The organism is Neisseria sp. HMSC069H12 (assembly GCF_001812735.1).
In the GTDB taxonomy this organism is placed as follows: Bacteria; Pseudomonadota; Gammaproteobacteria; order Burkholderiales; family Neisseriaceae; genus Neisseria; species Neisseria subflava.
The window spans coordinates 133843-158135 of sequence record NZ_KV810302.1 but is presented as its reverse complement, the minus strand read 5'-3'; the positions used below and the strand labels follow the sequence as shown (position 1 = coordinate 158135).

General features: G+C 50.9%; 13 protein-coding genes, 1 tRNA gene and 3 pseudogenes. 10 read left to right on the top strand and 7 right to left on the bottom strand.

The window, feature by feature from the left end; translation table 11 throughout:
- The first annotated feature begins 102 nt into the window (after positions 1 to 102).
- The 3 genes from oppB to HMPREF2872_RS10645 all read left to right on the top strand — a co-directional run bounded on the left by oppB (position 103) and on the right by HMPREF2872_RS10645 (position 3633).
- The gene (gene oppB, locus HMPREF2872_RS10655) at positions 103 to 1023 is read left to right on the top strand and encodes an oligopeptide ABC transporter permease OppB (RefSeq protein ID WP_036472303.1); all 921 of its coding nucleotides are present in this window, start codon (positions 103 to 105) and stop codon (positions 1021 to 1023) included.
- Between the two features lie 72 nt (positions 1024 to 1095).
- Positions 1096 to 2004, top strand: coding sequence for an oligopeptide ABC transporter permease OppC (gene oppC / locus HMPREF2872_RS10650; RefSeq protein WP_003683112.1), 909 nt, complete (start codon positions 1096 to 1098; stop codon positions 2002 to 2004).
- 24 nt (positions 2005 to 2028) lie between these two features.
- Positions 2029 to 3633, top strand: coding sequence for an ABC transporter ATP-binding protein (locus HMPREF2872_RS10645; RefSeq protein WP_070633485.1), 1605 nt, complete (start codon positions 2029 to 2031; stop codon positions 3631 to 3633).
- Positions 3634 to 3762: 129 nt separating this feature from the next.
- On the opposite strand, the gene HMPREF2872_RS10640 is transcribed toward HMPREF2872_RS10645, so the two are convergent.
- Both HMPREF2872_RS10640 and yaaA read right to left on the bottom strand, forming a co-directional pair.
- Positions 3763 to 3853 (bottom strand) — tRNA-Ser (locus HMPREF2872_RS10640).
- Positions 3854 to 3932: 79 nt separating this feature from the next.
- On the bottom strand, positions 3933 to 4712 hold the full coding sequence (gene yaaA, locus HMPREF2872_RS10635) for a peroxide stress protein YaaA (protein ID WP_070633483.1): 780 nt from the start codon (positions 4710 to 4712) through the stop codon (positions 3933 to 3935).
- A 170-nt stretch (positions 4713 to 4882) separates the two neighbouring features.
- Between yaaA and HMPREF2872_RS10630 the strand changes: the two genes are divergently transcribed.
- The gene (locus HMPREF2872_RS10630; protein ID WP_036472307.1) at positions 4883 to 5272 is read left to right on the top strand and encodes a RidA family protein; all 390 of its coding nucleotides are present in this window, start codon (positions 4883 to 4885) and stop codon (positions 5270 to 5272) included.
- Positions 5273 to 5342: 70 nt separating this feature from the next.
- Entirely contained in the window at positions 5343 to 6173 is an 831-nt protein-coding gene (locus HMPREF2872_RS10625; RefSeq protein WP_070633481.1) for a symmetrical bis(5'-nucleosyl)-tetraphosphatase, read from the top strand.
- Positions 6174 to 6228: 55 nt separating this feature from the next.
- On the opposite strand, the gene HMPREF2872_RS10620 is transcribed toward HMPREF2872_RS10625, so the two are convergent.
- Both HMPREF2872_RS10620 and HMPREF2872_RS11810 read right to left on the bottom strand, forming a co-directional pair.
- Positions 6229 to 7602 carry an FAD-binding oxidoreductase gene (locus tag HMPREF2872_RS10620; RefSeq protein WP_070633480.1) on the bottom strand — a complete coding sequence of 458 codons (1374 nt, stop codon included), beginning with the start codon at positions 7600 to 7602 and terminating at the stop codon, positions 6229 to 6231.
- 95 nt (positions 7603 to 7697) lie between these two features.
- Entirely contained in the window at positions 7698 to 7868 is a 171-nt protein-coding gene (locus HMPREF2872_RS11810) for a hypothetical protein (protein WP_168164764.1), read from the bottom strand.
- 507 nt (positions 7869 to 8375) lie between these two features.
- On the opposite strand from HMPREF2872_RS11810, the gene HMPREF2872_RS10615 reads away from it, so the two are divergent.
- From HMPREF2872_RS10615 to HMPREF2872_RS10600, 4 genes and pseudogenes are all read left to right on the top strand, one after another.
- The gene (locus HMPREF2872_RS10615; protein WP_070633479.1) at positions 8376 to 8858 is read left to right on the top strand and encodes an FKBP-type peptidyl-prolyl cis-trans isomerase; all 483 of its coding nucleotides are present in this window, start codon (positions 8376 to 8378) and stop codon (positions 8856 to 8858) included.
- A gap of 216 nt (positions 8859 to 9074) precedes the next feature.
- A pseudogene (gene glgB, locus HMPREF2872_RS10610) lies at positions 9075 to 13361 on the top strand (1,4-alpha-glucan branching protein GlgB).
- Positions 13362 to 13506: 145 nt separating this feature from the next.
- A pseudogene (locus HMPREF2872_RS10605) lies at positions 13507 to 14944 on the top strand (alpha-amylase family glycosyl hydrolase).
- A 312-nt stretch (positions 14945 to 15256) separates the two neighbouring features.
- Positions 15257 to 17737, top strand: a pseudogene (locus tag HMPREF2872_RS10600) (glycogen/starch/alpha-glucan phosphorylase).
- A 127-nt stretch (positions 17738 to 17864) separates the two neighbouring features.
- On the opposite strand, the gene HMPREF2872_RS10595 reads toward HMPREF2872_RS10600, so the two are convergent.
- Positions 17865 to 19358 carry a porin family protein gene (locus tag HMPREF2872_RS10595; RefSeq protein ID WP_070633478.1) on the bottom strand — a complete coding sequence of 498 codons (1494 nt, stop codon included), beginning with the start codon at positions 19356 to 19358 and terminating at the stop codon, positions 17865 to 17867.
- Positions 19359 to 19371: 13 nt separating this feature from the next.
- Here HMPREF2872_RS10595 and HMPREF2872_RS12110 point away from each other — a divergent pair, with 13 nt between their 5' ends.
- Positions 19372 to 19494, top strand: a complete 123-nt coding sequence (locus HMPREF2872_RS12110) for a hypothetical protein (RefSeq protein ID WP_283119022.1) — start codon at positions 19372 to 19374, stop codon at positions 19492 to 19494.
- Positions 19495 to 19577: 83 nt separating this feature from the next.
- Here the strand turns inward: HMPREF2872_RS12110 and HMPREF2872_RS10590 are convergent, their stop codons facing one another.
- Positions 19578 to 20558 (bottom strand): Slam-dependent surface lipoprotein, encoded by a 981-nt coding sequence (locus tag HMPREF2872_RS10590; RefSeq protein WP_070633477.1) that lies wholly within the window; start codon positions 20556 to 20558, stop codon positions 19578 to 19580.
- 159 nt (positions 20559 to 20717) lie between these two features.
- Entirely contained in the window at positions 20718 to 24155 is a 3438-nt protein-coding gene (locus HMPREF2872_RS10585) for a TonB-dependent receptor domain-containing protein (protein ID WP_070633474.1), read from the bottom strand.
- Positions 24156 to 24293: the final 138 nt, after the last annotated feature.

Sequence of the window (24293 nt, the reverse complement as noted above, 5' to 3'; positions counted from 1 at the left end):
GGCGCGGCGACGTTACAGACGCCTGCTGCCATTCATTCGATTTCCGCTTCAGGTCAGCTTTGTTTTCACGAGTCCGGTATGTTCAGACAGGACAGCCTGATTATGTTGAAATTCATCATCAAACGGATATGTGCTTCCATCCCGACCATGCTGGTGTTGATTACCGTATCTTTTTTCCTGATGCGGCTTGCACCGGGTAGCCCGTTCACAGGCGAACGTAATCTGCCGCCTGCGGTCATGGCCAATATCGAAGCCAAATACCACCTCAATGACCCGATGTACCTCCAATATTTCCACTACCTCAAGCAGTTGGCGCAGGGGGATTTGGGGCCGTCGTTCAAATATAAAGATTTCAGCGTTAATGAGTTGCTTGCCCAATCCCTGCCGGTATCGGCAGAACTTGGCTTCTACGCCTTTTTGATTGCCGCTATCTTTGGCATGTTTATCGGCATTATCGCCGCCTTAAAACAAAACAGCTGGCTGGATTATTCGCTGATGAGCGGCGCGATGACCGGCATTGTCGTTCCCAGTTTTGTGATGGCGCCGGTATTGGTTCTGGTGTTTGCCGTCAGATTGCAATGGCTACCTGCGGGCGGCTGGAACGATGGCGCACTGATGAACTTGATCCTGCCTGTCGTTACTTTGTCCATCGGTTATGTGTCCAGTATCGCGCGGATTACGCGCGGCGCGATGATTGAAGTATTGAACAGCCCCTTTATCCGTACGGCACGCGCCAAAGGCCTGCCCATGAGCCGCATCATCCTGCGCCATGCGTTGCGTCCTGCCATGTTGCCGATTGTTTCTTTCTTAGGCCCGGCATTCGTCGGCATCATTACCGGCTCCATTGTGATTGAAAACGTGTTCGGTATTCCCGGCGTCGGACAATTGTTTGTCAACGGCGCGCTCAACCGTGACTACGGCATGATTTTGGGTTTGACGATTTTGGTGGGCATCATGACTATTTTGTTCAACGCCATCCTCGATATTCTGTATGCCATTATTGACCCGAAAATCCGTTATTAATCCCATTTGCGCAAAGGCCGTCTGAAACGTTCAGACGGCCTGAAGAAAGAATAAAAAGCGAGAGAGAATATTATGTTATTCAAAAAGAAGCAGACTCAGGCCCTTGCAGAGGCAGCAGAATACGCCCAAGTACACGGCAAAAGCCTGTGGAGCGACGCATGGCGGCGTTTTAAACAGAACAAAGCGGCGGTGTACAGCATTATTATCCTGTTGCTGATCAGCATTTTTGTGATTGTGGCGCCATGGATTGTCCGCTACACCTACGACTTCACCGACTGGGACAATATGCAGATTCCGCCGTCCTTTTCTACTCATCACTATCTGGGTACGGACTTGCTCGGCCGCGATTTGCTGTCGCGCGCGGCAACCGGCGGACGTATTTCCTTGCTGGTCGGTGTGGCCGGCGCATTGGTGGCCGTTGTCATCGGTACGCTTTATGGTGCGATTGCCGGTTTTATCGGGGGTAAGCTCGATTCGCTGATGATGCGCTTTTTGGAAATTTTGAACGCATTTCCGTTTATGTTTTTCGTTATTCTGCTGACCACGTTCTTCGGCCGCAACCTGCTTTTGATTTTTGCCGCCGTAGGTTTGGTGTCTTGGCTGGACGTGGCGCGTATCGTGCGCGGTCAAACCTTGAGCTTGAAGCATAAAGAGTTTGTCGAAGCGGCTCGTGTGAGCGGCGTGGCAAAACGTAAAATCGTAACGCGCCACATTATTCCGAATGTTTTGGGCGTGGTGATGGTGTATGCCTCTTTGCTGGTGCCGGGCATGATTATGTTTGAATCCTTCTTGAGCTTCTTGGGCTTGGGCGTGCAAGAGCCGATGACCAGTTGGGGTTCGATGTTGCAAGAAGGCGCGATTTCGATGGAAGCTGCACCATGGCAGCTGCTCGTGCCGAGTTTCTTCTTGGTAACCACCTTGTTCTGTTTCAACTTTATCGGCGACGGCCTGCGCGATGCGCTCGACCCGAAAGACCGCTAAACCACAACCAAAAGGATAATCAAAATGACAAAACAGTTACTGGTTGTAGAAAATCTGGACATCAATTTTGAATTGCATGAAAAAAACGTGCACGCCGTGCGTAATGTCAGCTTTAAAGTGGCAGAGGGCGAAACATTGGCTTTGGTCGGCGAGTCCGGTTCGGGCAAGTCTGTAACGTCTATGTCCGTTATGCGCCTGCTGCCTGAGAAATTTGCCCGCTATGGCAAAGATTCGCGCATTACTTTTGACGGTATTTCCATTTTAGATGCAGATGAGAAAACCCTGCGTGATTTGCGCGGCAACCGCATCAGCGTGATTTTTCAAGAGCCGATGACCTCGCTCAATCCGTTTATGCGTATCGGTACGCAACTGATTGAAGCGGCGCGTGTGCACAATAAAAAGCTTGGCAAAAAAGAAGCAGGGCAGAAGGCATTGGCATTGCTGGAGCGTGTGGGCATCAAAGAAGCCGAGCGCCGCATGAAGCAGTATCCGCACGAGTTTTCCGGCGGTCAGCTGCAACGCATCATGATTGCTATGGCACTCATCAATGAACCTGACTTGCTGATTGCCGACGAACCGACCACGGCTTTGGATGTGACCATTCAAGCCGAGATTCTCGATTTGCTCCACGATTTGCAACAGCAAATGGGCATGGCGATTATCTTCATTACCCACGATTTGGGTTTGGCGGAACACTATTCCAAAACCGTCTGCGTCATGCGTAACGGCGAAATTGTTGAGCGTGGCAAAATCAAAGAAGTATTTGCCCATCCGAAACACGAATATACTGCCGAACTCATCAATGCCATTCCCAAAGGCATGAAAGAGCCGGAAGAAAACAACGCCGGTGTGTTGATTGATGCCGACAATGTCAATGTTTCTTTCGTATTGAAGCAAAACTTTTTCGGCAAACCGCTCAAAACTTTTGACGCTGTCAAAGGCATCAGCTTTAAAATTAAAGAAGGCGAAACATTGGGCGTCGTCGGTGAGTCCGGTTCCGGTAAATCCACGCTGGGCAAAGCAGTGATGCAGATGCTGCCTTATACAGGCCATATCTCCTTTGAAGGCAAAGACCTGAAAAACTATACCGCCGAAGAAGCACGCCGTCTGAAATCGCAACGGCAAATTGTGTTCCAAGATCCGTTCGGTTCGCTTTCCCCGCGCTTGACCGTTGGCGAAATTATTGGCGAAGGTTTGACGGTTCATCATCCTGAAATGACTAAAAAAGAACGTATCCAACGCGTTTTGGAAGTCATGAAGGAAGTGTCCCTGCCGCTTGACGCGCTCAACCGTTATCCGCATGAATTCTCCGGCGGCCAGCGTCAGCGTATCGCTATTGCACGCGCCGTTATCCTGCGCCCGAAATTCATCCTTTTGGACGAGCCAACCTCTGCACTTGACCGCTCCGTACAATCCAAAGTGGTCGAACTTTTGCGCGATTTGCAGAAGAAATACGGCCTGACTTATATGTTCATCAGTCATGATTTGTCTGTCGTGCGCGCCGTCAGCGACAACGTGATTGTGATGAAGCAGGGCGAAATGGTTGAGTACGGCAGCGCGGATCAGATTTTCCACCATCCGCAAAACGACTACACCAAACGTTTGATTAACGCCGCGTTTGATTTGTAGAAAAGGAAAAGGCCGTCTGAAAAGAGATTTTCAGACGGCCTTTACGGAATTCTTTGGATTTGAAAATAAAAAAGACTTGAATCATCAAGTCTCGCATTTCATTTTCACTAGATAAAAAAATATCAAGAATGGCGGAAGCGGTGAGATTCGAACTCACGGAGGGCTATCAACCCTCGACGGTTTTCAAGACCGTTGCATTAAACCGCTCTGCCACGCTTCCATTCTTGAAGCCGTAATATTAATGGAACTTACGGCCTTTGCCAAGAGGTATTTTAGAAAAAATATCTAGGATTCTGTTTTTATTTGGATTGTTCTTCACGCATGAATACCCATTCGGCTTCGTTTGAAGCTGCTTCATTGAATGAATAGCCTTCGTAGTCGAAGTTTTTGAGCATTTCAGGCTCGGTAATGCCGTGTTCTGCCGCGTAGCGCACCATCAAACCGCGCGCACGCTTGGCGTAGAAGCTGATGATTTTGTATTTGCCGTTTTTCTCGTCTTTAAAAATCGGCGTAATCAGGCGTGCGTTGAGTTTTTTGGTGTTGACGGATTTGAAATATTCTTGTGAGGCAAGGTTGATTAAGACATCGCTACCGGCCTGCTTCAGCGTTTGGTTGAGCAGGTCGGTGATTTTATCGCCCCAAAATTCGTAGAGGTTTTTGCCGCGCGAGTTGGCAAAGGCAGTACCCATTTCCAAGCGGTAGGGCTGCATCAAGTCGAGCGGGCGCAGTACGCCGTATAAGCCGGAGAGCAGGCGGACGTGTTGTTGCAGGTAGTCGATTTGTTCCGGCTTGAGCGTATCGGCGGCGATGCCTTCATAGACGTCGCCGTTGAACATAAATACGGCTTGTTTGGCGTTTTCAGGCGTAAACGGCGTGTGCCATACGGCATTGCGTTCGGCGTTGAGCAGGGCGATTTTGTCGGAAACATGCATCAGCTCGGCGATTTGTTGAGGGGCAAGCTGGCGCAACTCTTGCATCAGGATTTCTGCTTCGGGCAAAAGGTCGGGCTGGGTAAAGCTGCTGACGGGGGAGGGGTCTTTTTCGTTGAGGTTTTTGGCTGGGGATAAGACAAAAAACATGATAATTTCGGCTTTGAAATGAATAATGTGTGGAATTGTAGGTTTAAAATCGGGGAAGAACAAGACGGGCTAAACGCATTAATTGAATGCTTTTATTGAAACGTATTTCTGTTGAAAGTAAAATTCGAAGCTTCCACCTGATTCTGACATTTCTACTTGAGGAGAATATCATGTCTAAAACCATTATCCATACCGACAAAGCCCCTGCCGCGATTGGGGCATACAGCCAAGCAGTGCGTGCAGGCGATACGGTTTATATGAGCGGTCAGATTCCTTTGGATCCGGCTACGATGACTGTGGTCGGTGATGGCGACTTCCGCGCCGAAGCAGTGCAAGTATTTAAAAACCTGCAAGCCGTAGCCGAAGCGGCAGGCGGTTCTTTGAACGATATCGTCAAACTCAATGCTTATTTGACTGATTTGGCCAACTTTGCCGTGTTCAATGAAGTGATGGCTGAATTTATCGAACAGCCTTTCCCTGCGCGTGCTGCGGTGGGCGTAGCCAGCCTGCCTAAAGGTGTTCAGGTTGAAGCAGAGGCTGTATTGGTTTTAAATGCATAATTGATGTTTTCAGACGGCCTGGGCTGGGCTTGAGGCCGTCTGAAAAGAATAACAACGGAAAACAATAATAATGGCACATTACGCAATCGGAGATATTCAAGGCTGTTTTGACGAGCTGACTTTATTGCTTGCCAAAATCGGCTTTAATCATGGTACGGACACCCTTTGGCTGGTTGGTGATATTGTCAATCGCGGCCCGAAGTCCTTGGAAACCCTGAAATTTGCCAAAGAGCATGACAGCAGTGTGCAAATGGTTTTGGGCAATCATGATTTACATCTTTTGGCAGTCGGTTGCGGTGAAGGAACGCTTAAGCGCAGTGATACGGTTGAGCCGATTTTGACCCATCCCGATAGTTATGCCATGCTTGACTGGCTGCGTCATCAGCCGCTGTTGGTGCGCGGTGACAGACATGTGATGGTGCATGCCGGTATTTTGCCGCAATGGTCGGTTGATAAGGCTGAAAGTCTTGCTCGTGAAGCTGAGGCTGAATTGCAAGGTAAAAAATACAGGAAATTTTTTGGCAAAATGTACGGCAACAAGCCGACCGAGTGGGCGGACGATTTGACAGGCTATGAGCGCCTACGCATGATTATCAACGTCTTTACCCGTATGCGTGCGCTGACGTACAAAGGCGAATTGGATTATGAATATAAATCCACTCTGAAAAAAATGCCGCTTTACCTGCGCCCTTGGTTTAAAGCGCCCAATAGGCAGAATTTGGATTATATTACCGTGTTCGGACATTGGTCGTCATTGGGCTACGTTAATACCGATCAGGTTATCGCTTTGGATACCGGCGCGTTGTGGGGCGGAGAGCTGACAGCGGTCAATTTGGATACCAATGAAGTGATACAGGTACCTTCCTTGGGCGGATTGGATTGGAAAACGGCATTGAAATAGTTTGAATAAGATAAAAGGCCGTCTGAAATGTTTCAGACGGCCTTTTTGTATTTTGTTAATCCAGAGAAGGCAGGAGTTTGTCCGGATTCATAATGCCATAAGGGTCAAGCTGATTTTTGATGGCATGCATCAGCATGAGTTCGGCCTGCGTACGCACACGGGGCAGCCAATGTTTTTTGATGATGCCTACGCCGTGTTCGGCGGCAATCGTGCCGTGGCAGGCAAGGATGTTTTCATAAACAATGGTATTGACGGCGTCTTCGTATTGGTAGGCTTCGTTGCTCAATAAGTTGGGCAGGAATGTATTGTAATGCAGGCTGCCGTCGCCTAAATGTCCGAAGCAGACAATTTGTATGCCGGGAAAACGGGTTTCCAGGGCAGGGGCGCATTGGCGGACAAAGGCGGCCACTTGGGCGATAGGGACGGCAATGTCGTGTTTGATGCTGGTGCCGAGTTTGCGTTGGGAAGCGGAAATATTTTCACGCAAGGTCCATAAGTCGGATCGCTCTTGTTCGGATTGCGCCAAGATGCTGTTTTCCCATCCGTTTTGATAGAGAAATTCGGCAAGCTTTTCATCCAGTCCGGCATCGGGAACGGAATCTGCAAGTTCAATCAAAATATGCCATTGCGCATCGGCAGGTTTTTTGAGTTGGCTGAATTCCGAAGATAAATCGAGGGCGAAGCGGCTGATTAGCTCGAAGCTGGTCAAGCGCTCGGCAAAATGGCCTTGCGCCGCAGTTAAAAGCGAGACTGCGGATTCAATATCGTCTAAACCTACCCATACGGTCGCTTTGGTTTTGGGTTGGGCAAAGAGTTTGAGTGTGGCGGCGGTAATAATGCCCAATGTTCCTTCGCTGCCGATAAAAAGATGGCGCAAGTCGTAGCCCGTTGTGTTTTTGTGCAGGGGCTGAAGATGGGAAACCAGTTCGCCGTTTGGTAAAACGACTTCCAAACCCAATACCAAATCGCGCATGCTGCCATAACGCAAGACATTCAAACCGCCGGCATTACAGGCGATATTGCCGCCGATTTGGCAAGAGCCTTCGCTGGCCAGGCTGAGCGGAAAAAGTCGTCTGGCTTCAGCTGCCGCCTTTTGAGCATTTTGCAAAATTACGCCTGCTTCAACCGTCATGCTGTTGTCCGCAAGGTTGATATCGCGGATGCGGTTGAGCTTGGAGAGATTGAGCAGTACGCCTTCGGTGGTTACCGTTGCGCCGCATAATCCGGTATTGCCGCCTTGCGGGGTTACGCGGATACGGTTTTCAAAACAGAAACGCATGATTTTCTGCACGCTCTCGACAGAGTTCGGCTGTAAGACAATATCCGGCGAAGAAACAAAACGGCGGCGTTGGTCGTTTAACAAGGCCGGAGTAGCTTCAATGATTTCAGAGGCGGAAAGAAACTCAGCAAAACGGTCGTGAAGGTGCATGGCAGTCAGGCGGAAAAGTCGGGAAGGGGAGTGTGAGAAATGTAAAAAAGCAGGATACACAATGGTATCCTGCTTTTCTTATATTCAAAAGAATATTATTTAGCAGCTTCAGAAGCAGCGGCTTCAGTAGCAGATGCAGCAGCTTCAGTAGCAGAAGCTGCGGCTTCAGAAGCAGCAGAAGCGGCAGTTTCAGCAGCTTTATCAGCACCGCCACAAGCGGCCAAAGCTAAAGACAACAAAGCAGCAGCGAACAGAGATTTTTTCATTTTTGAGGACCTTTTTTAAATCGATTTAAACTAAAAATAGCCGTCAAACGGCCTGTACAGTAGAAATTCATTGCTGAATTTTCGTTATTATGCCCCACGGGGTAGGCCAATGCAACGTTGCTTAACCGTTTGCGGACTAAAATCAATACAAAATTAGCGAAAATAATGTAAATCAGGGAGGCAGGTAAAAAATCATCTAAAAATATTCATAATTAATGAAAATTTTAAAAGTTGTTTATATTCAATAATTTGATTATTTTTAACTGTTGTTGGTTTTAAGGATTTAGAATGTTTTTGCGTTTGGGGAATTTTTTGTAATTTAGCAACTTTGTGTTGTGAAAAAGCAACTTTTATGGATTGGAATCATTCAATTTTGTTTTTTATATGGGCTTTTTTGGTTTTGTTGTGTTTACCAAAAGTATTTGTTTAAGGTAAGCCGATTGTTTAGTTACAGCTGTGATAAAATAGCCTGAACTTGACTTTTAAATATTGATTAAGGACGACATGATGTCTATTGTTAAAAATTCCGTAGTTTCCCTGCATTATGAAATGTACGATGCAAACAACCAGCTGTTGGACAAAACTGAAGAGCCGATTGCTTACCTGCATGGCGGTTATGACGGTATTTTCCCTTTGGTGGAAGAAGCGTTGCACGGCAAAAATGTAGGCGATACCGTTGAAGTAGCTTTGTCGCCTGATGATGCTTTCGGCGAGCAAGAACCTGAGCTGGTGCGTATTGAAGATGTAAGCGTGTTCCCTGTTGAAGTTGAAGTCGGCATGATGTTTGAAGCCGATGATCCGGAAACAGGCGATGTATTGATTTATCGTGTAACCGATGTTGCTGACGGTAAAGCCGTAGTGGATGGCAACCATCCTTTGGCCGGTATGAAAGTATTGTTCAAAGCGACTGTTGAAGGTGTGCGCGATGCGACTGAGGAAGAAATTGCCCACGGTCACGTACATGGCCCGCACGGTCATCACCACCACTAATCAGGCTTGAAGCATGATAAAGGCCGTCTGAAAAGGAATGAAACCTTCCTTTTCAGACGGCCTTAAGTTTTTACAAGACAGATAAATAGGAAATTTTGGCGCAGGTCAAATCAAGCAGGGAAATATGGATTTTGTTAGATATTACAATGAATTACATGTAACGGTGCGACACAATCTGTATTAAGATTCAGATATTGGTAAAACAGGCAGAATGCAATGAGTGAAACATTGGAGCAGCAGGCCGTAGCGGCCGGTATTGATTTAGGTTACCACGACATCAACGGTACATATCATGCGACCAAACCTGAAGTGTTGGAATCGGTCGTTGCTGTTTTGGACAAAAGCAAAGCTGATTCAGACGGCCTTTATCTGAATACGATGGTCGCGCATGAAAACGGCGAAGAATCTTTACAGATGCCGTCTGAATTTCATGGTGCGGAAGCGGTCGTATTGATTGATGAGGCGGATGAGTGTCAGAGCTTGACTTTATATCCGGGCGACAACGATACGCTTTGGATTAAGCTGCCCCGACTGGCTTGCGGTTATTACACTTTGTCGGCCAAGACCGGCGGAAAATGTTGCCTTGTACGCCTGATTGTTGCGCCTGAATCGGTTTACCAACCCAAACTGCTTGCCAATGGCGGTCGGATGAATGGTTTGACCATGCATTTGTACAGCCTGCGTTCCGAGCGCAACTGGGGTATAGGCGACTTTACCGATTTGCTGAACCTGATGAAATATGCGGCAGAGAAAAAGCTGGATTTTGTCGGTATCAACCCTTTGCACGCCTTGTTTACCAGCAAGCCTGCCTTTGCCAGCCCGTATAGCCCTTCTTCGCGCGAATGGCTTAATCCGATTTATTTGGATATTGAGAAAGTCGGGGCGTTTACTTATAACGAGCAACTGAAAAACTGGCTGGCACAACCGAAAATCCGTCAGCGCATTGCCGCTTTGCGTGTTACGGAAACGGTGACTTATACGGCGGTTTGGGCATGCAAGCGTGATGCGCTGCATATGGCGTTTAACGCGTTTGAACAAGATACTTGCGAAGCTGCGGCAAATGAACGCGCTGCATTTGAAGCATTTGTATTAGAAAAAGGCAAGGCTTTGCAAGGCTTCGGTTTGTTTGAGGCTTTGGACCAGTATTACAGCCGTCCCGGACAAGTGGGTTGGCAGTCATGGCCGTCTGAATTTCATCAACCTGATGGCGAAGCAGTAGAAAAATTCGCGCGCAGCCATGAACGTGAAATCCGTTTTTATATGTGGCTGCAATGGCTTTGCGCGGAGCAATTGCAAGAAGTCAACCAAGCCGCTGCCGAATACGGTGTCAAACTCGGTATTTACGGCGATTTGGCGGTCGGCGTGGCGCGCGGCAGCGCGGATACTTGGTTACACCACCAAGATTATTGTATGGATGTATCGGTCGGCGCGCCGCCCGATCCTTTGGGGCCGACAGGGCAGAATTGGAATTTGCCACCGCTTAATCCGTCGATGTTGAAACATACGGGCTATGAAAAGTTTGCCCATCTGTTGCGCGAAAACATGCGTCTGTATGGCGTGTTGCGGATTGACCATGTGATGGCGCTGTGTCGTTTGTGGTGGGTTTTAAACGATAAAACAGCAGATTTCGGTGCATACGTGCATTACGACGCTGAAGTGACTTTTGCCATATTGGCTTTGGAAAGCCAGCGAAACCGTTGCGTCATCATTGGCGAAGATTTGGGTACGGTACCCGATCAAGCGCGTTATCTGCTCAACCGCTATCAAGTGTTCTCCTACAAAGTGATGTATTTCAGCAAGGGCTGGAACGGTTTCCAACTGCCTGAAGAATACCCTGAGCAGGCGATTACGGTCATCAGTACCCACGATGTCGCGCCGCTGGCAGGTTATTGGATGGGCAAAGATTTGGATACGATGTTCAAACTCGGTACTTTGCCTGATGCAGCCGCTTTTCAGACGGCCTTGGATGAGCGCGAACACGATAAAGCCGATTTGCTGGACAAATTGAAATATACCGGCTGTCTGGGTGCAGACGTGCAAATGCCGGCAAAAGCCGATGAAACTTTGCTGGCGGCTTTGCACAAATACGGCGCATTGAGCCGCAGCAAGCTTTACGCCGTACAACTGGAAAACCTGCTGGGCATCATTGACAATTTGAATGTCCCCGGCGTGCCGGACGGTTATCCGAACTGGGCGCAAAAAATGCCGGTTTCTTTGGAAGATTTCCTACAACACCGCCTCATGGGCGGCCAACTTGCCATTATTGACGAGGTACGCATGAAAACAAACAGCTAAATCAAGGCTTATCATGAACTTGACCAAATCGAGCGCGATACGGTCGAAAGCCTGTTTCTTGCCACCCACAGCGACTTGTTCGCTTATCTGGGACGACACCGCCTTGCAGAGGGCGATGAAGTGGTGCGCGTTTTGATTCCCGGCGCAGTAAGTGTGAATATTGTGAACCGCCGCAGCGGCGAACTCATCGTGCCGTCTGAAAAAATTGATGAACGCGGTTTCTTTGTGGCTGTTTTGCCCGATGATGCACCCGATTACGCTTTGAGTATCCGTTATACCGAAGACTCCGAGCCTGTGATTGAAGAAGACCCTTATCATTTCAGCTCTGCGTTGCAAGACATGGATTCCTGGCTGTTGGCCGAAGGCAAGCACCTGCGTCCTTATGAGACTTTAGGCGCGCATTTTGCCGAGTTGGACGGCGTGAAGGGCGTACGCTTTGCCGTATGGGCGCCAAATGCGCAACGCGTTTCCGTTATCGGCGAATTTAATAACTGGGATGGCCGCCGCCATGTGATGCGTTTCCACCGCGACAACGGCATTTGGGACATCTTTATTCCGGCAGTCAAACTCAACGCCCTCTACAAATTTGAAATCCGCGATGCCAACGGCGATGTGCAGCAAAAAACCGACCCGTATGCCTTCGGCGCGGAATTGCGTCCGAATACGGCGTCTGTCGTGCGCGGTTTACCGGAAAAAGTGGACGCACCCGACTTCCGCGCCCGCGCCAACGCCATTGACGCGCCCATCAGCATTTATGAAGTGCATTTGGGTTCGTGGAAACGCAATCCCGAAAACAACTTCTGGCTGACTTACGAACAGCTCGCCAAAGAATTGGTTGCATACGTCAAAGACATGGGCTTCACCCATATCGAATTCCTGCCCGTTTCAGAATACCCGTTTGACGGCTCGTGGGGCTATCAGGCGACCGGATTGTATGCGCCGACCAGCCGTTTCGGTTCGCCCGACGAATTGCGCGCCCTGATTAAAGCCGCACACGATGCAGGCATCGGCGTCATCCTCGACTGGGGGGTCGGACACTTCCCAACCGACGACCACGGGCTTGCCAAGTTTGACGGCACCGCGCTGTACGAATACGCCGACCCGCGCGAAGGCTACCATCAAGACTGGAACACCCTGATTTACAACTTCGGCAGGAACGAAGTCAAAAACTTCCTGCAAGGCAATGCCCTGTATTGGATAGAACGTTTCGGCTTCGACGGTATCCGCGTGGACGCCGTCGCCTCCATGATTTACCGCAACTACTCGCGCAAAGACGGCGAGTGGATACCCAACCAATACGGCGGACATGAAAACCTCGAAGCCATCGCCTTTCTACGCGATACCAACACCATGTTGAAAGAGGTCGTCCCCTCCGCCACCGAAATCGCCGAAGAATCCACCTCGTTCACCAACGTAACCCGTCAAGAAGGCTTGAACTTCAGTTACAAATGGAATATGGGCTGGATGAACGACACCTTGCGCTACATGATGGAAGACCCTATCAACCGCAAATACCACCACAACAAAATGACCTTCGGCATGATGTACCAATACAGCGAAAACTTCGTCCTGCCGCTCTCGCACGACGAAGTTGTCCACGGCAAACGCTCGCTGCTCGGACGTATGCCCGGCGACTGCTGGCAACAATTTGCCAACCTGCGCGCCTACTACGGCTTTATGTACGGCTTCCCCGGCAAAAAACTCTTGTTTATGGGCAGCGAGTTTGCACAAGGCCGAGAGTGGAACTACAACGAAGGACTGGATTGGTTCCTGCTGGAGCAAGAGGGCGGCTGGCACAAAGGCGTACAAGACTTCGTACGCGAGTTGAACCATGTCTATAAAGACACTGCGCCGCTTTACCAGCTCGACCAATGGCCTGAAGGCTTTGAGTGGTTGGTTGTCGATGACGGCGACAATTCTGTATTCGTCTTCGAGCGCCGTGACCGCGAAGGCAACCGTGTTATCGTCATCAGCAACTTCACGCCTGTGGTGCGTGAAGGCTACCGTTTTGGTGTGAATTCTGCCGGCGAATACCGCGAAATCCTCAATTCAGACGACCTGCATTACAAAGGCAGCGGCGTTTCTGCCGGCGCAACGGTGGAGACAGCAGAAGTTTGGTCGCATGGCAAACCAAATTCCCTGTCTGTTACCGTACCGCCGTTGGCAACCGTTTACCTGTATCAGGCGGCAGTCAAAGACGAAGCGTAAATCAACTTTGAGGGTGGGCATTATGTCGGCCTAATCAGCTGAGAATTAAAAGATAGTGACATCAATATGACTCAAGGCCGTCTGAAAGATTTTCAGACGGCCTTATATTGGACACGAAACCAAATACATACCAAGGAATCATTCTATGACTGCCAAATCATGGCATATCGAGGAAGGTAAGCCTTATCCCATGGGCGCGACCCTGACAAGCAAGGGCGCGAATTTCGCCTTGTTTTCCATCAATGCTGAAAAGGTAGAATTGTGTCTGTTTGATAAAGATAAAGAAACCCGTTTGGAGATGCCTTCGCGGCGCGGTTCGGTATTTTACGGATTCGTGCCGGACGTTAAGGCAGGGCAGCGATACGGTTTTCGTGTGTATGGACGTGAAAACGCAGAATACGGCTCATGTTTTAATCCCAACAAATTGCTGATTGACCCGTATTCCAAAAAAATTGACGGCAAACCAAGCTACCGTACCGCCGAAGAAATGGCATGGTTCAGGCCGGAAGATGAACGCGACAATGCCGCCGTTGCACCGAAAAGCGTCGTGATCGGACGCAGCCGATTTAATTGGGCCAAAGATTGCCGTCCGGAGATACCGTGGGGCAAAACCGTTATTTATGAAGCCCATGTCAAAGGGTTTACCAAGCAGTTCCCCGATTTGAAATATGCAGGCACTTATAAGGCCTTGAGTGATAAACGGTTTTTGGCTTATCTGCAAGAATTGGGGGTGACGACGGTCGAGCTGCTGCCGATTCATTATCATCTGGACGAATACCATCTTCAGCAGATGGGTTTGAGCAATTATTGGGGCTACAACACTTACTCCCATTTTGCCGTCGAGCCGTCTTATGCCGATAATCCCGAGCGTGCGGCGGCGGAGTTTAAACAGGCAGTCAAAGCCTTGCATCAGGCAGGTTTGGAAGTGATTTTGGATATCGTGTACAACCACACGGCAGAGCAGGACGACAAAGGCCCGATGCTGTGTCAGCGCGGTATCGACAACACCTTATGGTATTGGCACACCTCTTACTGCAGCTATGAAAACTGGTCAGGTTGCGGCAATACGCTCAATATTGTCCGTCGCGACGTTACCCGTTGGGCGGCAGACAGCCTGCGCTATTGGGCCGAAGAGTTTCATGTTGACGGCTTCCGTTTTGGTCTTGGGAAAGCGGTAATTTGGGCGCATTTGCCGAACGCTTGGCCGGGTCGTCCGATATTTTCAACCACAGCGGCCGCCGACCGTCTGCCAGTATCAACTTCATTACTGCACACGATGGCTTCACTCTGCGCGATTTGGTCAGCTACAACGAAAAACACAACGAAGCCAACGGTGAAAACAACCGCGACGGGCATAATGAAAACATCAGCTACAACCACGGCGTAGAAGGCGAAACCGATGATGAAGAGGTTTTGCTCAACCGCGAATACACTTCCAAAGCGTTGCTTGCCTCCTTATTTTTATCCAACGGTAAGGTAATTGGGAGATTTCTTGCGTACCATCATAGAAATTAAATTACGAAGAATCAGGAAAATGTGTTGTTGAACATATGGGGATTTGGATTTTGCATAAAATAAAGTAAATGATAATCAAACCATTATTTAATTAACCCTTTGACATTTTGTTGGTATTTGTTAGTTTGTGGCTTAGTGGTATAAATGGAAAATGCCGATAAGATGATTAATGGTTTAATTGTTAATTAAATGTTTTATAAAGAAAAATATCATTTTTTTAAATCTTTTCGCTATAATTCCCTTGTTATGTAACAAACCTACTTGTTATTCCTTTCAGACGGCCTGTTGCTGTTGTCAGGCCGTCTGAAAACCGAGTTTTGTTGTTTTTAATAAAACCATCAGGCGCGTTGTCCAGTGCCTCACGCTAGAGAAAGGCTTCCATGGCTAAGAAAAAACTCCCCATCTCCGGTTACGATTATGTAATGCCTAAACCGGACGCCGAAACCATCCGTAAATCCATCGTTTACAAGCTGATTTTTATCTTAGGCGTAGATCCGAAGGAGGCAACTTCACATCAATGGCTCAACGCCGCCATGCTTGCCGCGCGTGACCTGATTGCGGAAGATTTCCTCAAAACACGCCGCGCCCACATCGACAACGGCAAACGCATGGTTTATTACCTGTCTATGGAGTTCCTACTCGGCCGTTCGTTTGTCAACGCGCTGATTAACGAAGGTGTTTACGCCGAATTTGAAGAAGCTTTCAAACAACTGGGCAAAGAATTTGCCGATGTCTGCGAACAAGAAGAAGATCCGGGTTTGGGTAACGGCGGTTTGGGCCGTCTGACCGCCTGCTTCCTCGACTCTTTGGCAACCCTGCGCATTCCTGCTATGGGCTACGGCATCCGTTACCAATACGGTATGTTCAAATAAGAAATCGTGGATGGCCAACAAGTTGAAAAACCCGATTTGTGGCTCGACCAAGATTTGGCATGGCAGTTTGCCCGTCCGAACAAACAATATTCCGTCCGTTTCGGCGGTCAAGTATTGAACTTGGGCGACAAAAAAGAATGGCAGCCGAGCGAAGAAATTTCCGCTTGGGCATACGATGAAATCATTCCGGGCTATGGCGGCGAATGTGCCAATCCATTGCGCTTGTGGACTGCACACGCAGGCAACCTGTTTGACCTTACCGACTTCAACCGAGGCGATTACGCTCCCGCCGTCCGTGCGCAAAACAGCGATGAAAACATCTCACGCGTCCTGTATCCGAACGACTCTACCGAATCCGGCCGTGAATTGCGCTTGAAACAAGAATACTTCTTGGTTTCCGCATCCATACAAGACATCGTAGCGCGCCATAAATGCCGTTTCCCCAGCATCAAAAACCTTGCCGACAAAGTCGCCATCCATCTGAACGACACCCACCCCGTGCTGGCGATTCCTGAGCTGATGCGCATCCTGATTGACGAAGAAGGCATTGCGTGGACCGAAGCATGGAATATGTGCTGCAAGATTTTCTCTTACACCAACCACACATTGATGAGCGAAGCCTTGGAAACTTGGCCGGTCGATTTGATGGGCCGCCTGCTGCCGCGTCATTTGGACATCATCTTTGAAATCAACGCCTACTTCCTCAATGCCTTACGCGCCATCGGTAACTTCGACGACGACTTTGTCCGCCGCGTATCCATCATTGACGAAACCCACGGTCGTCGCGTCCGCATGGCATGGCTTGCCGTAATCGGTTCGCACAAAGTCAACGGCGTGGCCAAAATCCACTCCGATTTGATGACCACATCCATCTTTGCCGACTTCGCCAAAGTGTTCCCAGAACGCTTTACCAATGTAACCAACGGCGTAACCCCGCGCCGCTGGATTAACATCGCCAACCCAGGCTTGACCAAATTCTTGGACAAACATCTGGGCAACGAAGACTGGCGTCTGCATCTGGACAACCTGACCAAGCTCAACGATAAAGTGGACGATGCCTCCGTACAGGCAGAATTCGGCGAAGTGAAAAAAGCCGCCAAAGAGCGCCTTGCCAAATACATCGAAACCGAGCTTGGCATCAAAGTTAACACCGATGCACTTTTCGACATCCAAATCAAACGTATCCACGAGTACAAACGTCAAGCATTGAACGTGATGCACATCGTTGACCGCTACAACAAAATCCTAGAGAACCCGGATTTCGATTGGCAGCCGCGTGTGTTCATCTTTGCCGGTAAAGCCGCTTCCGCCTATTACATGGCGAAGAAAATCATCCGACTGATTAACGACGTTGCCAAAGTCATCAACAACGCCCCCCGTATCCGCGACCTGATTAAAGTCGTTTACATCCCGAACTACAGCGTCAGCCTTGCACAAATCATCATTCCTGCTGCCGATTTGCACGAACAAATCTCACTGGCAGGTACGGAAGCATCCGGTACCAGCAACATGAAATTTACCCTCAACGGTGCAATCTGTATGGGCACACTGGACGGCGCGAACGTTGAGATTTTGGAAAAAGTCGGTGCTGACAACTGCTATATCTTCGGTAACACCGTAGAACAAGTCGAAGAAATCCGCCACAACGGTTACGACCCGTTGAGCTATATCGAGCGAGACAGCGACCTGCGCCGCGTCGTCAATCGAATCAGCCAAGGCACTTTCTCTCCGGAAGAGCCAAACCGCTACAACGACGTGTTGCAACCATACGGCGACTTCTATCAGCTGATGGCGGATTTCCGCAGCTACATTGACACGCAATACAAAGCGGACGAACACTACCGCAACGTATCCGCATGGCGCAAATCAGCCTTGATCAACATCGCCAACATGGGCTTCTTCTCATCCGACCGCTCTATCGCCGACTACTGCCGCGATATTTGGTACATCAAACCATTGAGCGAAAAAGAATTGCCCGGCAGAAATTAAGCGTTAAGCAGATAGCGAAAGCCGATACATCGGAAAGGTGTATCGGCTTTTTTAGACGGCATGATATAGAAACGAGTAAAACAGCATGGTTATATCGCTGTTTTAGCGTATTTCTAAATGACTCAATTTAAAACCGATATTTAAAACCCAACAGCCATTCGTTTTGGCGGTAGCGGTAATACACCGCGTTGCTGCGTGCGATTGTGCGGCGGAAGCGCAGTTCGGGATATACGCCTTTGATATTCCATTGCGGAAAACCCGCCGCAGCCATCATGATGTATTGCTTGTCGCGCCGCCGCCTGTTGTCGCTGACGAAACTTGCCGCGTCATACAGGCTGCGGCGGTAGAGCAGGATGGCGTTTAAATAAGTACCGCCCGGAAACAGCCGGTATGCGCCCAGCCGAGCCGTATATTCTTTGCTGGAAGAGGATTTTTCGGGATAGGCTTTGCGGGCGGCATCGAAGTTGGCAAATAGGCCGCTTTTCGGCGTGATGGAAAATTCCGCCCCCGCGCCCAGTTCGTATTGTTTGTAGTCGGCAAAATAAGTTTTGCTTTGTCCGCCGTATCCGGTCTTTTTCGCGCCGGCACGGGCATTGACACGCCAGCGCGGGGAGAGTGTGTGCGACCAGTCGGCATCCGCACCCCATGCGCGGTAGTGGGTGTGGCGGTTGCGGAAGTCGTATTCGAAATAGGGCAGCAGGGAAAAGGAGGAGCGTGCGTCGGCATAGGCATATCCCGCGTACAGCGAACTGTTGTGATAGCCGTAATCCGGCATGGCTGCCGAATCTTTGTCTTTTTCCGTGTAGCGGTTGCCGTACAGCACACCGCGCACCTGTAAGCCGTGATGCCCTTTGAGCGGGACGGTTTTTTCGGCGGTCGCGCTATAGGATGAGAAGGTCGAATCCGTTGGCGCGGGCAGGGTGCGCTCCATCAGGCACATGCCCGCGATTTCCCACACGCATTGGTTGATGCCGTTGCCTTGGTTTACGTTGCTGTTGTAGCCGTAGCCGAGGCTGATTTGGCCGTGCCAGCGGCGGCGTTTGCCCAGTTCGGACAAGTAGTTTTCCACGATGGGGCGGGTTTCTGCGGGAATATCCGTTTTCAGAACTTTCCCAAACGCGGCGGCGGACTCTTTGTTTTGGTTGTCTTCGGCATAAAACCGCCCCGCTTCGAGCAGCAGGCGGGGGTTGTCGGGTTCGGCTTCCAAGGCCGTCTGAAAACTGTTCCCCGCCGCGCGGAAATCCCCTTCGTCCCGTTTTTGCAGCGCATCGGCCAAATGAATCAGCGCGGGTTTGTGCTGCGGCAGTTTGGCGTAGCGGGTGGTGAACTGCCGCACCTTGTGCCACTGCCGCGCATTGAGGGCGTGGTAAATCGCGCTTTCCAGTTCTTCCGCCGTATCGCCGACTTGGTAGATTGCACCGTCTATCATGATGTAGCCGTCGTTTTCCTCTACTTCCCCGCGTGCCTGTTCCGTGTCCAGCCAACCGCTTTCGCGGTATTGCTGCGTTTGGCGGCTGCCCTCGTCCAGCAGGCGGCGGCGTTCGTCGGCGGCATCGTCGGACGGGGCGGCAAGGCAGACCGTACAGAGTGGCAGGAAAAGCAGGCAGAGGCGGTGGGTCATGTGATGGGGTCCTTTGGAGCGGGGAGGCCGTCTGAAAGAAGTAAAAACAGAAATTCCGCAAGGCAATGCAGGTTTGCACGGCACTTCGGAAACAGGTCAGCCGCAGTATATTTATGCCTACTGCGGCTGCGGTTAAAAAACGGCGGTTTTCCTGATTGCGGGAACGTACGGCCAAACGCCGAAAACACCGGCATTCCCTAATCGCGTAAGCGGGCAAGGTTATTTTTTCGCGCCGCCGAAGGCTACGTCGTCGCCTACGCCGTTACCGCGTTCGGCATAACCCGCCATGGCTGCCGCGCCATTGCCGTAGAATTGTCCTTTGATGCCTTCGTTATTGGCTGCACCGCTGTTGAATGTACCTTTTGAATTGTTAATTTCAACACCATCAAAGCTCAAATCATTATCGCCTGCGCGTTTCAGTGCGCCGCTCATAGAACCGAATTTATTCGTACCGAATGTGGCTGTGATTTCACCGGTATAGAAATCGTTTTTGCCCGGCGTGTGCTTGTTGATGCCGACAACATTATAGGTGGCAGTAGCTAAGCCCGTAGTGTTTTTGGTCGGGTTGTCGCCTACATACCAAACGGTGCGTTTGCCGTCCGCCATATTCAAATCCGTGCTGTTGTCGGGCGGGTTGCCTTTGCGCGGCGCCCATTCGCCGAAGAAGACGTTGCCGTCGCTGCCGCCCATGCCGGGCACTTTGGCAATCACCAAGCCGCCGAATTTCGGTGCAAAGGGAAGTTTCGGCTCGGTTATTTGGCGCACGCTGTACACTTCGGTGTTGTTGTGGCGGTTTTCATACCACACCTGACCCAGTTTCGGGTTGTAGAACCAGCCGATAACCGGTTTCACATCACCCAAGCGCAGATACTGCGGATTGCGTGTGCCATCAACATTGGCATAGGGGTCGTTGCCGTTAATCGGAACTTTCTGTGTGCCCTGTTTATATTTGATACCGATATGTTTAACCGGGCCGTCTTCCAGATTGATGGAGTTTGACCAACTATGGCCGTTGTCGGTACTGAATGCCAAGCCTGCCTTGCCAGCACCGAAGGGTTGCCAACTGGAGGCACCTGGTTTGACTGTTGTCCAATCTCTATCCTTCCTTTTTTGGCTTGAATCACCTTCCGGAGCGGCGGCGGCTACGCCGAAAATGCCGCACAGCGTTGCGGCCAACAGGGTTTGTTTGAAGATAGACATAATAAGTCTCCTTTTTAACATTAAGTGAATAACAACAAACATCCGCTTTATTGCCGCCGGCTGGCGGAAAAAACGGCAAAAAGCCTTCCCCTGCGGGGCGGTTTGGTTTGTGTATCCCTATGTCCGGCGCGTTTGCCGCGCCTGTCGTTATCCGTCCGGCTAAAATTTCGCCGTCAGCCCGAAGGTAACCGTCCTGCCCGGCCCGGGTGCGGGCACGTTGCTCATCGGGTCAAGGTAGTAGCGGTTGGTCAGGTTGGTGATGCCTAAGTTGACGTTGAGGTTTTTGTGCACCTGATAACGGCCGTACACGTCCCACGTCAGCGAGGGGTTCCAATGGTAGGGCTTGCCGGTGCTGTTGAAGATATGCCCCAAACCCCGCTTCAACAGTTGGTCGTATTGCTTGGTATTGACGCGGCTGTGGTAGATGCCGCGCAGGCCGAATTCGAGTTTCTCGCCCAAGGCGCGCATGCCCGCATCAAGGTTGACCGAATACTTCGGCTGCAGTGCCTGGTAGCCGCGCGTGCTGCCGTAGCCCCCTTCGATGCAGACCGGTATGCCTTTGTAGCCGTAGGGGTCGAAATCGAAGGCTGTGTCGCGGTCGCACATCTGCTGTTTCAGGCGGTAGGTCGCGCCCAGCGCGGCGAAGAAGCGGCCGCTGTCGATGCGGCCCTGCCATTCCAGCCCGGCGGTATCCTTGCTGTCGTATTGCACGGTGCGGAAATGGTCGGTGGTCTCGATCACGTTCCGGATGCGGTTGCGGTAGTAGGTCAGGCGCATATCGCCTTGGCGCAGCCGGGCAAAGTGCGGTGCGAAGTTAAAGTTGTAGCCGATTTCCAGGCTGCGGCTGCGTTCCGGCTTAAAGCGGAAATTCGGTGCTTTGGGCGATCCGACATAGGCCAGGTCGTTGTAAAAGCTGCCGACTTCGTACACGCTGGGGAAGCGGGTCATCTGCGCGTAGCGCACGAACAGGCGGTTGTTGTCGGTCAGGTCGTAGCTGACGGCGACGGTCGGCGCCCAGGCATGGGCGCGTATCGGTTTGGGCTGCGCCCAGTATTGCTCTTCGGTGTAGTGTTTGTTGATAACCCTATGGGCTGATCCGGTATCACCGCCGGTTTCCGGATAACCGACACCCATATTGGACAGTTTTCCTGCTTTGTAATGATCAAGACAGGTTATTACGCTATTTCTTATACAGTTCTCAGGATTTCCCGGCACTGCCCAATATCGGTAATGTGCCTGATTCAATCCCTGCGGATTGGCAACCTTTTCCTGATAATTTTTCACAAAATCATGGAAATGTTTGGGTAGAGAACCGCTGTCCAGCTTGCCGTTTACAAACGGCACGTATACGGGGCGCACCCGGTACAACGGTTGATTTTGAGAATTATTATGACCCCGACCGTTATAATAAACAAGCCCGTCGCTGCCGATATAGCTGTATTGATCCTCAACCCGGTAAGTACCATCACTACTATATTTCGGCATATTATAGCGTGCACCGTGCGCCTGCATGGCCCGATCAGCGGCGGCGATGGCGGCATCATTGCCTGACTGGTAGGCGCGCCGGCTCTGTTCGGATACCGCCTCCCAATCGCGCCGCTCCTGATCGCCAACCAGCTCGAAATATGGGATGTACACGCCGTCCGAATAAGTGCCGTGCCCGCCGCCGCCGGCCTGATAGCGCGGGTCGCGGCGGGCGCGGCCTTCGGCCAGGGCGGTATCGAAGCCCCTGAAATTGTGGTAGCGGATGCCGGCGGAGATTTTCAGGCGGTCGGTGGCCTGCCAGTCGAATACCAGGTTGCCCCCCCATTCGCGCCGTTTGCCGCCGCGCGGGCCGGCAATTTTCGTCATGCCGGTGGCCATGCCGGCCAGGTTGAACATATCCTGCGAATTGACCACTTCCACTTCTTCTTCCAGCTTCTCGTTCTGATAGTCGGCGGACAGGGTCATGTTCAGGCGCGGATGCAGGCGGAAGCGGTTGTTCAGGTCGAAGCCCGTGCGGCTGACGCGGGTTTTCTGCTCGGCACCGGACAGCACGCGGTATTGGCCGTTGTCGTTGGGCAGGATTTTCATCACTTCTTCTTTGCTCAAACCGTTGATGCCGTAATCGTCCAGCAGGCTGCCGCAGCTGCTGTAGTTGTCGGCATAATCGGGCGGAAGTTGTCCGCGTTTGGTACACCAGTACCAGGCATCGTAATAGGGGTCGGGGCGGGCGACAGACAAATCCATGCCGCCGCTCTGGTGGCGGGTGGAGTTGGTTTTGATGCGCCACAGGTTGGCCTGCAGGTCCAGCCAGCGGCTGTTTTCGGGCTTCCAGGCCCAGCCGAGCTTGTAGGTGTCGGTGCGGATGGTGGAATCGATGCTCTGCGCCTGCGGCGACAGTTCTCTGGGGCGGCCGCTGGGATTATGCTCTTCCATATTCATCACATAGGTGGTGTGGAAGGGGTTGATTTCGCCGAAGCGCACGTCGGTGCGCATATACTGCCAGCCGAGGTTGTGGCTGCCGGGTAGATGCCAGTTGTTTTTCAGCAGCAGGGTTTTGGTCCTGATGTTGCTGTTGAACACTTCCACACCGGGATGGTAGACCTTGGCCATATTGGGTACGAAGGTGGCGGAGTTTTTGCAGTTGAAATCGCTGCCGCCTTGGTCGTAGCATTTTTGCAGGTCGTATACCGGATTGTGCAGGTAGCCTTCCGCACCCTTGCGTCCGGCAAAGTAGTTGCCCTTGTCGCGGTAGCTGTAGGCGGCCAGGCCGTCTGAAAGTTCGGTTTTGAAGGCGGCGGCGGCCATATAACTGCGGTCGCCGCCGAAGCGCCAATTGTCGCGGCCGCTTTTATGTTTGGGCGGGGTCAGGCCGTCGGCCACCAAGGCCTGCGGGCTTTGCTGGCCGGTATGCGGGTCGACGCCGCCGCCCGCGCCGTCCGCCGTCGCGCCGAAGGGCAGGGTTCGGTAGTCTTCCCAGCCCAGCCATTGGTTGAGGTTGTTGGCCTGTTTGTTGCTGTTGTTGGAAAACTCTGTTTTCAGCTGGAAGCCGAATTTCTGCCCTTCGGGCACGATGTCGTCGGCTTCGATGGTGCGGATGGTGACCGCGCCGCCGACGCCCGATTTCACGCCGCGCGTGAGGGCGGGGCTTTTTTCCACCGCGATGCTGCGGAACAGGGCGGGGTCGAGGTAGTTGCGGTCGCCCACGCCGTAGTTGTTCATCCATACGTCGATAGTCTGCTCGGTGCCGTCCACGGTAACGGGGATGCGACCCTTGCCGGTGATGCCGCGTATATTGGGCGTAATCGCGCCGCCGGCGGTGCGGGTGTTCATGTTATACACGCCGTTGAGGCCTTTGAGCACGTCGCCGGCGGCATTGATCCGATAACGTTCGAGGTATTCCTTGCCGATATAGGCGTTGGAGACGTTTTTGTAATACACGTCGTCCGCGCCTTTTTGGTCGTTGGTACGTTTGCCACTGACAACAACAGTATCCAATTCCTGGTATTGTTCTGGTCGATCTGAGGCTTCGATGGTATCAGCAACGGTTAATGTACTGAATGCGCTGGCAAGGCTGAGAATGATTATTTTGGGTTTGGGAGTAAAAGCAGACATAGTTTCTCTTTGTTAAGAACTTAATATAAGAGGTTAAAATACTCTTTTATATAAAAAATATAAAATTTTTAAATATTATTAATATTTATATTATAATTGATTATTCTTATCATTATTGAAATAATTTAATAAATAGTC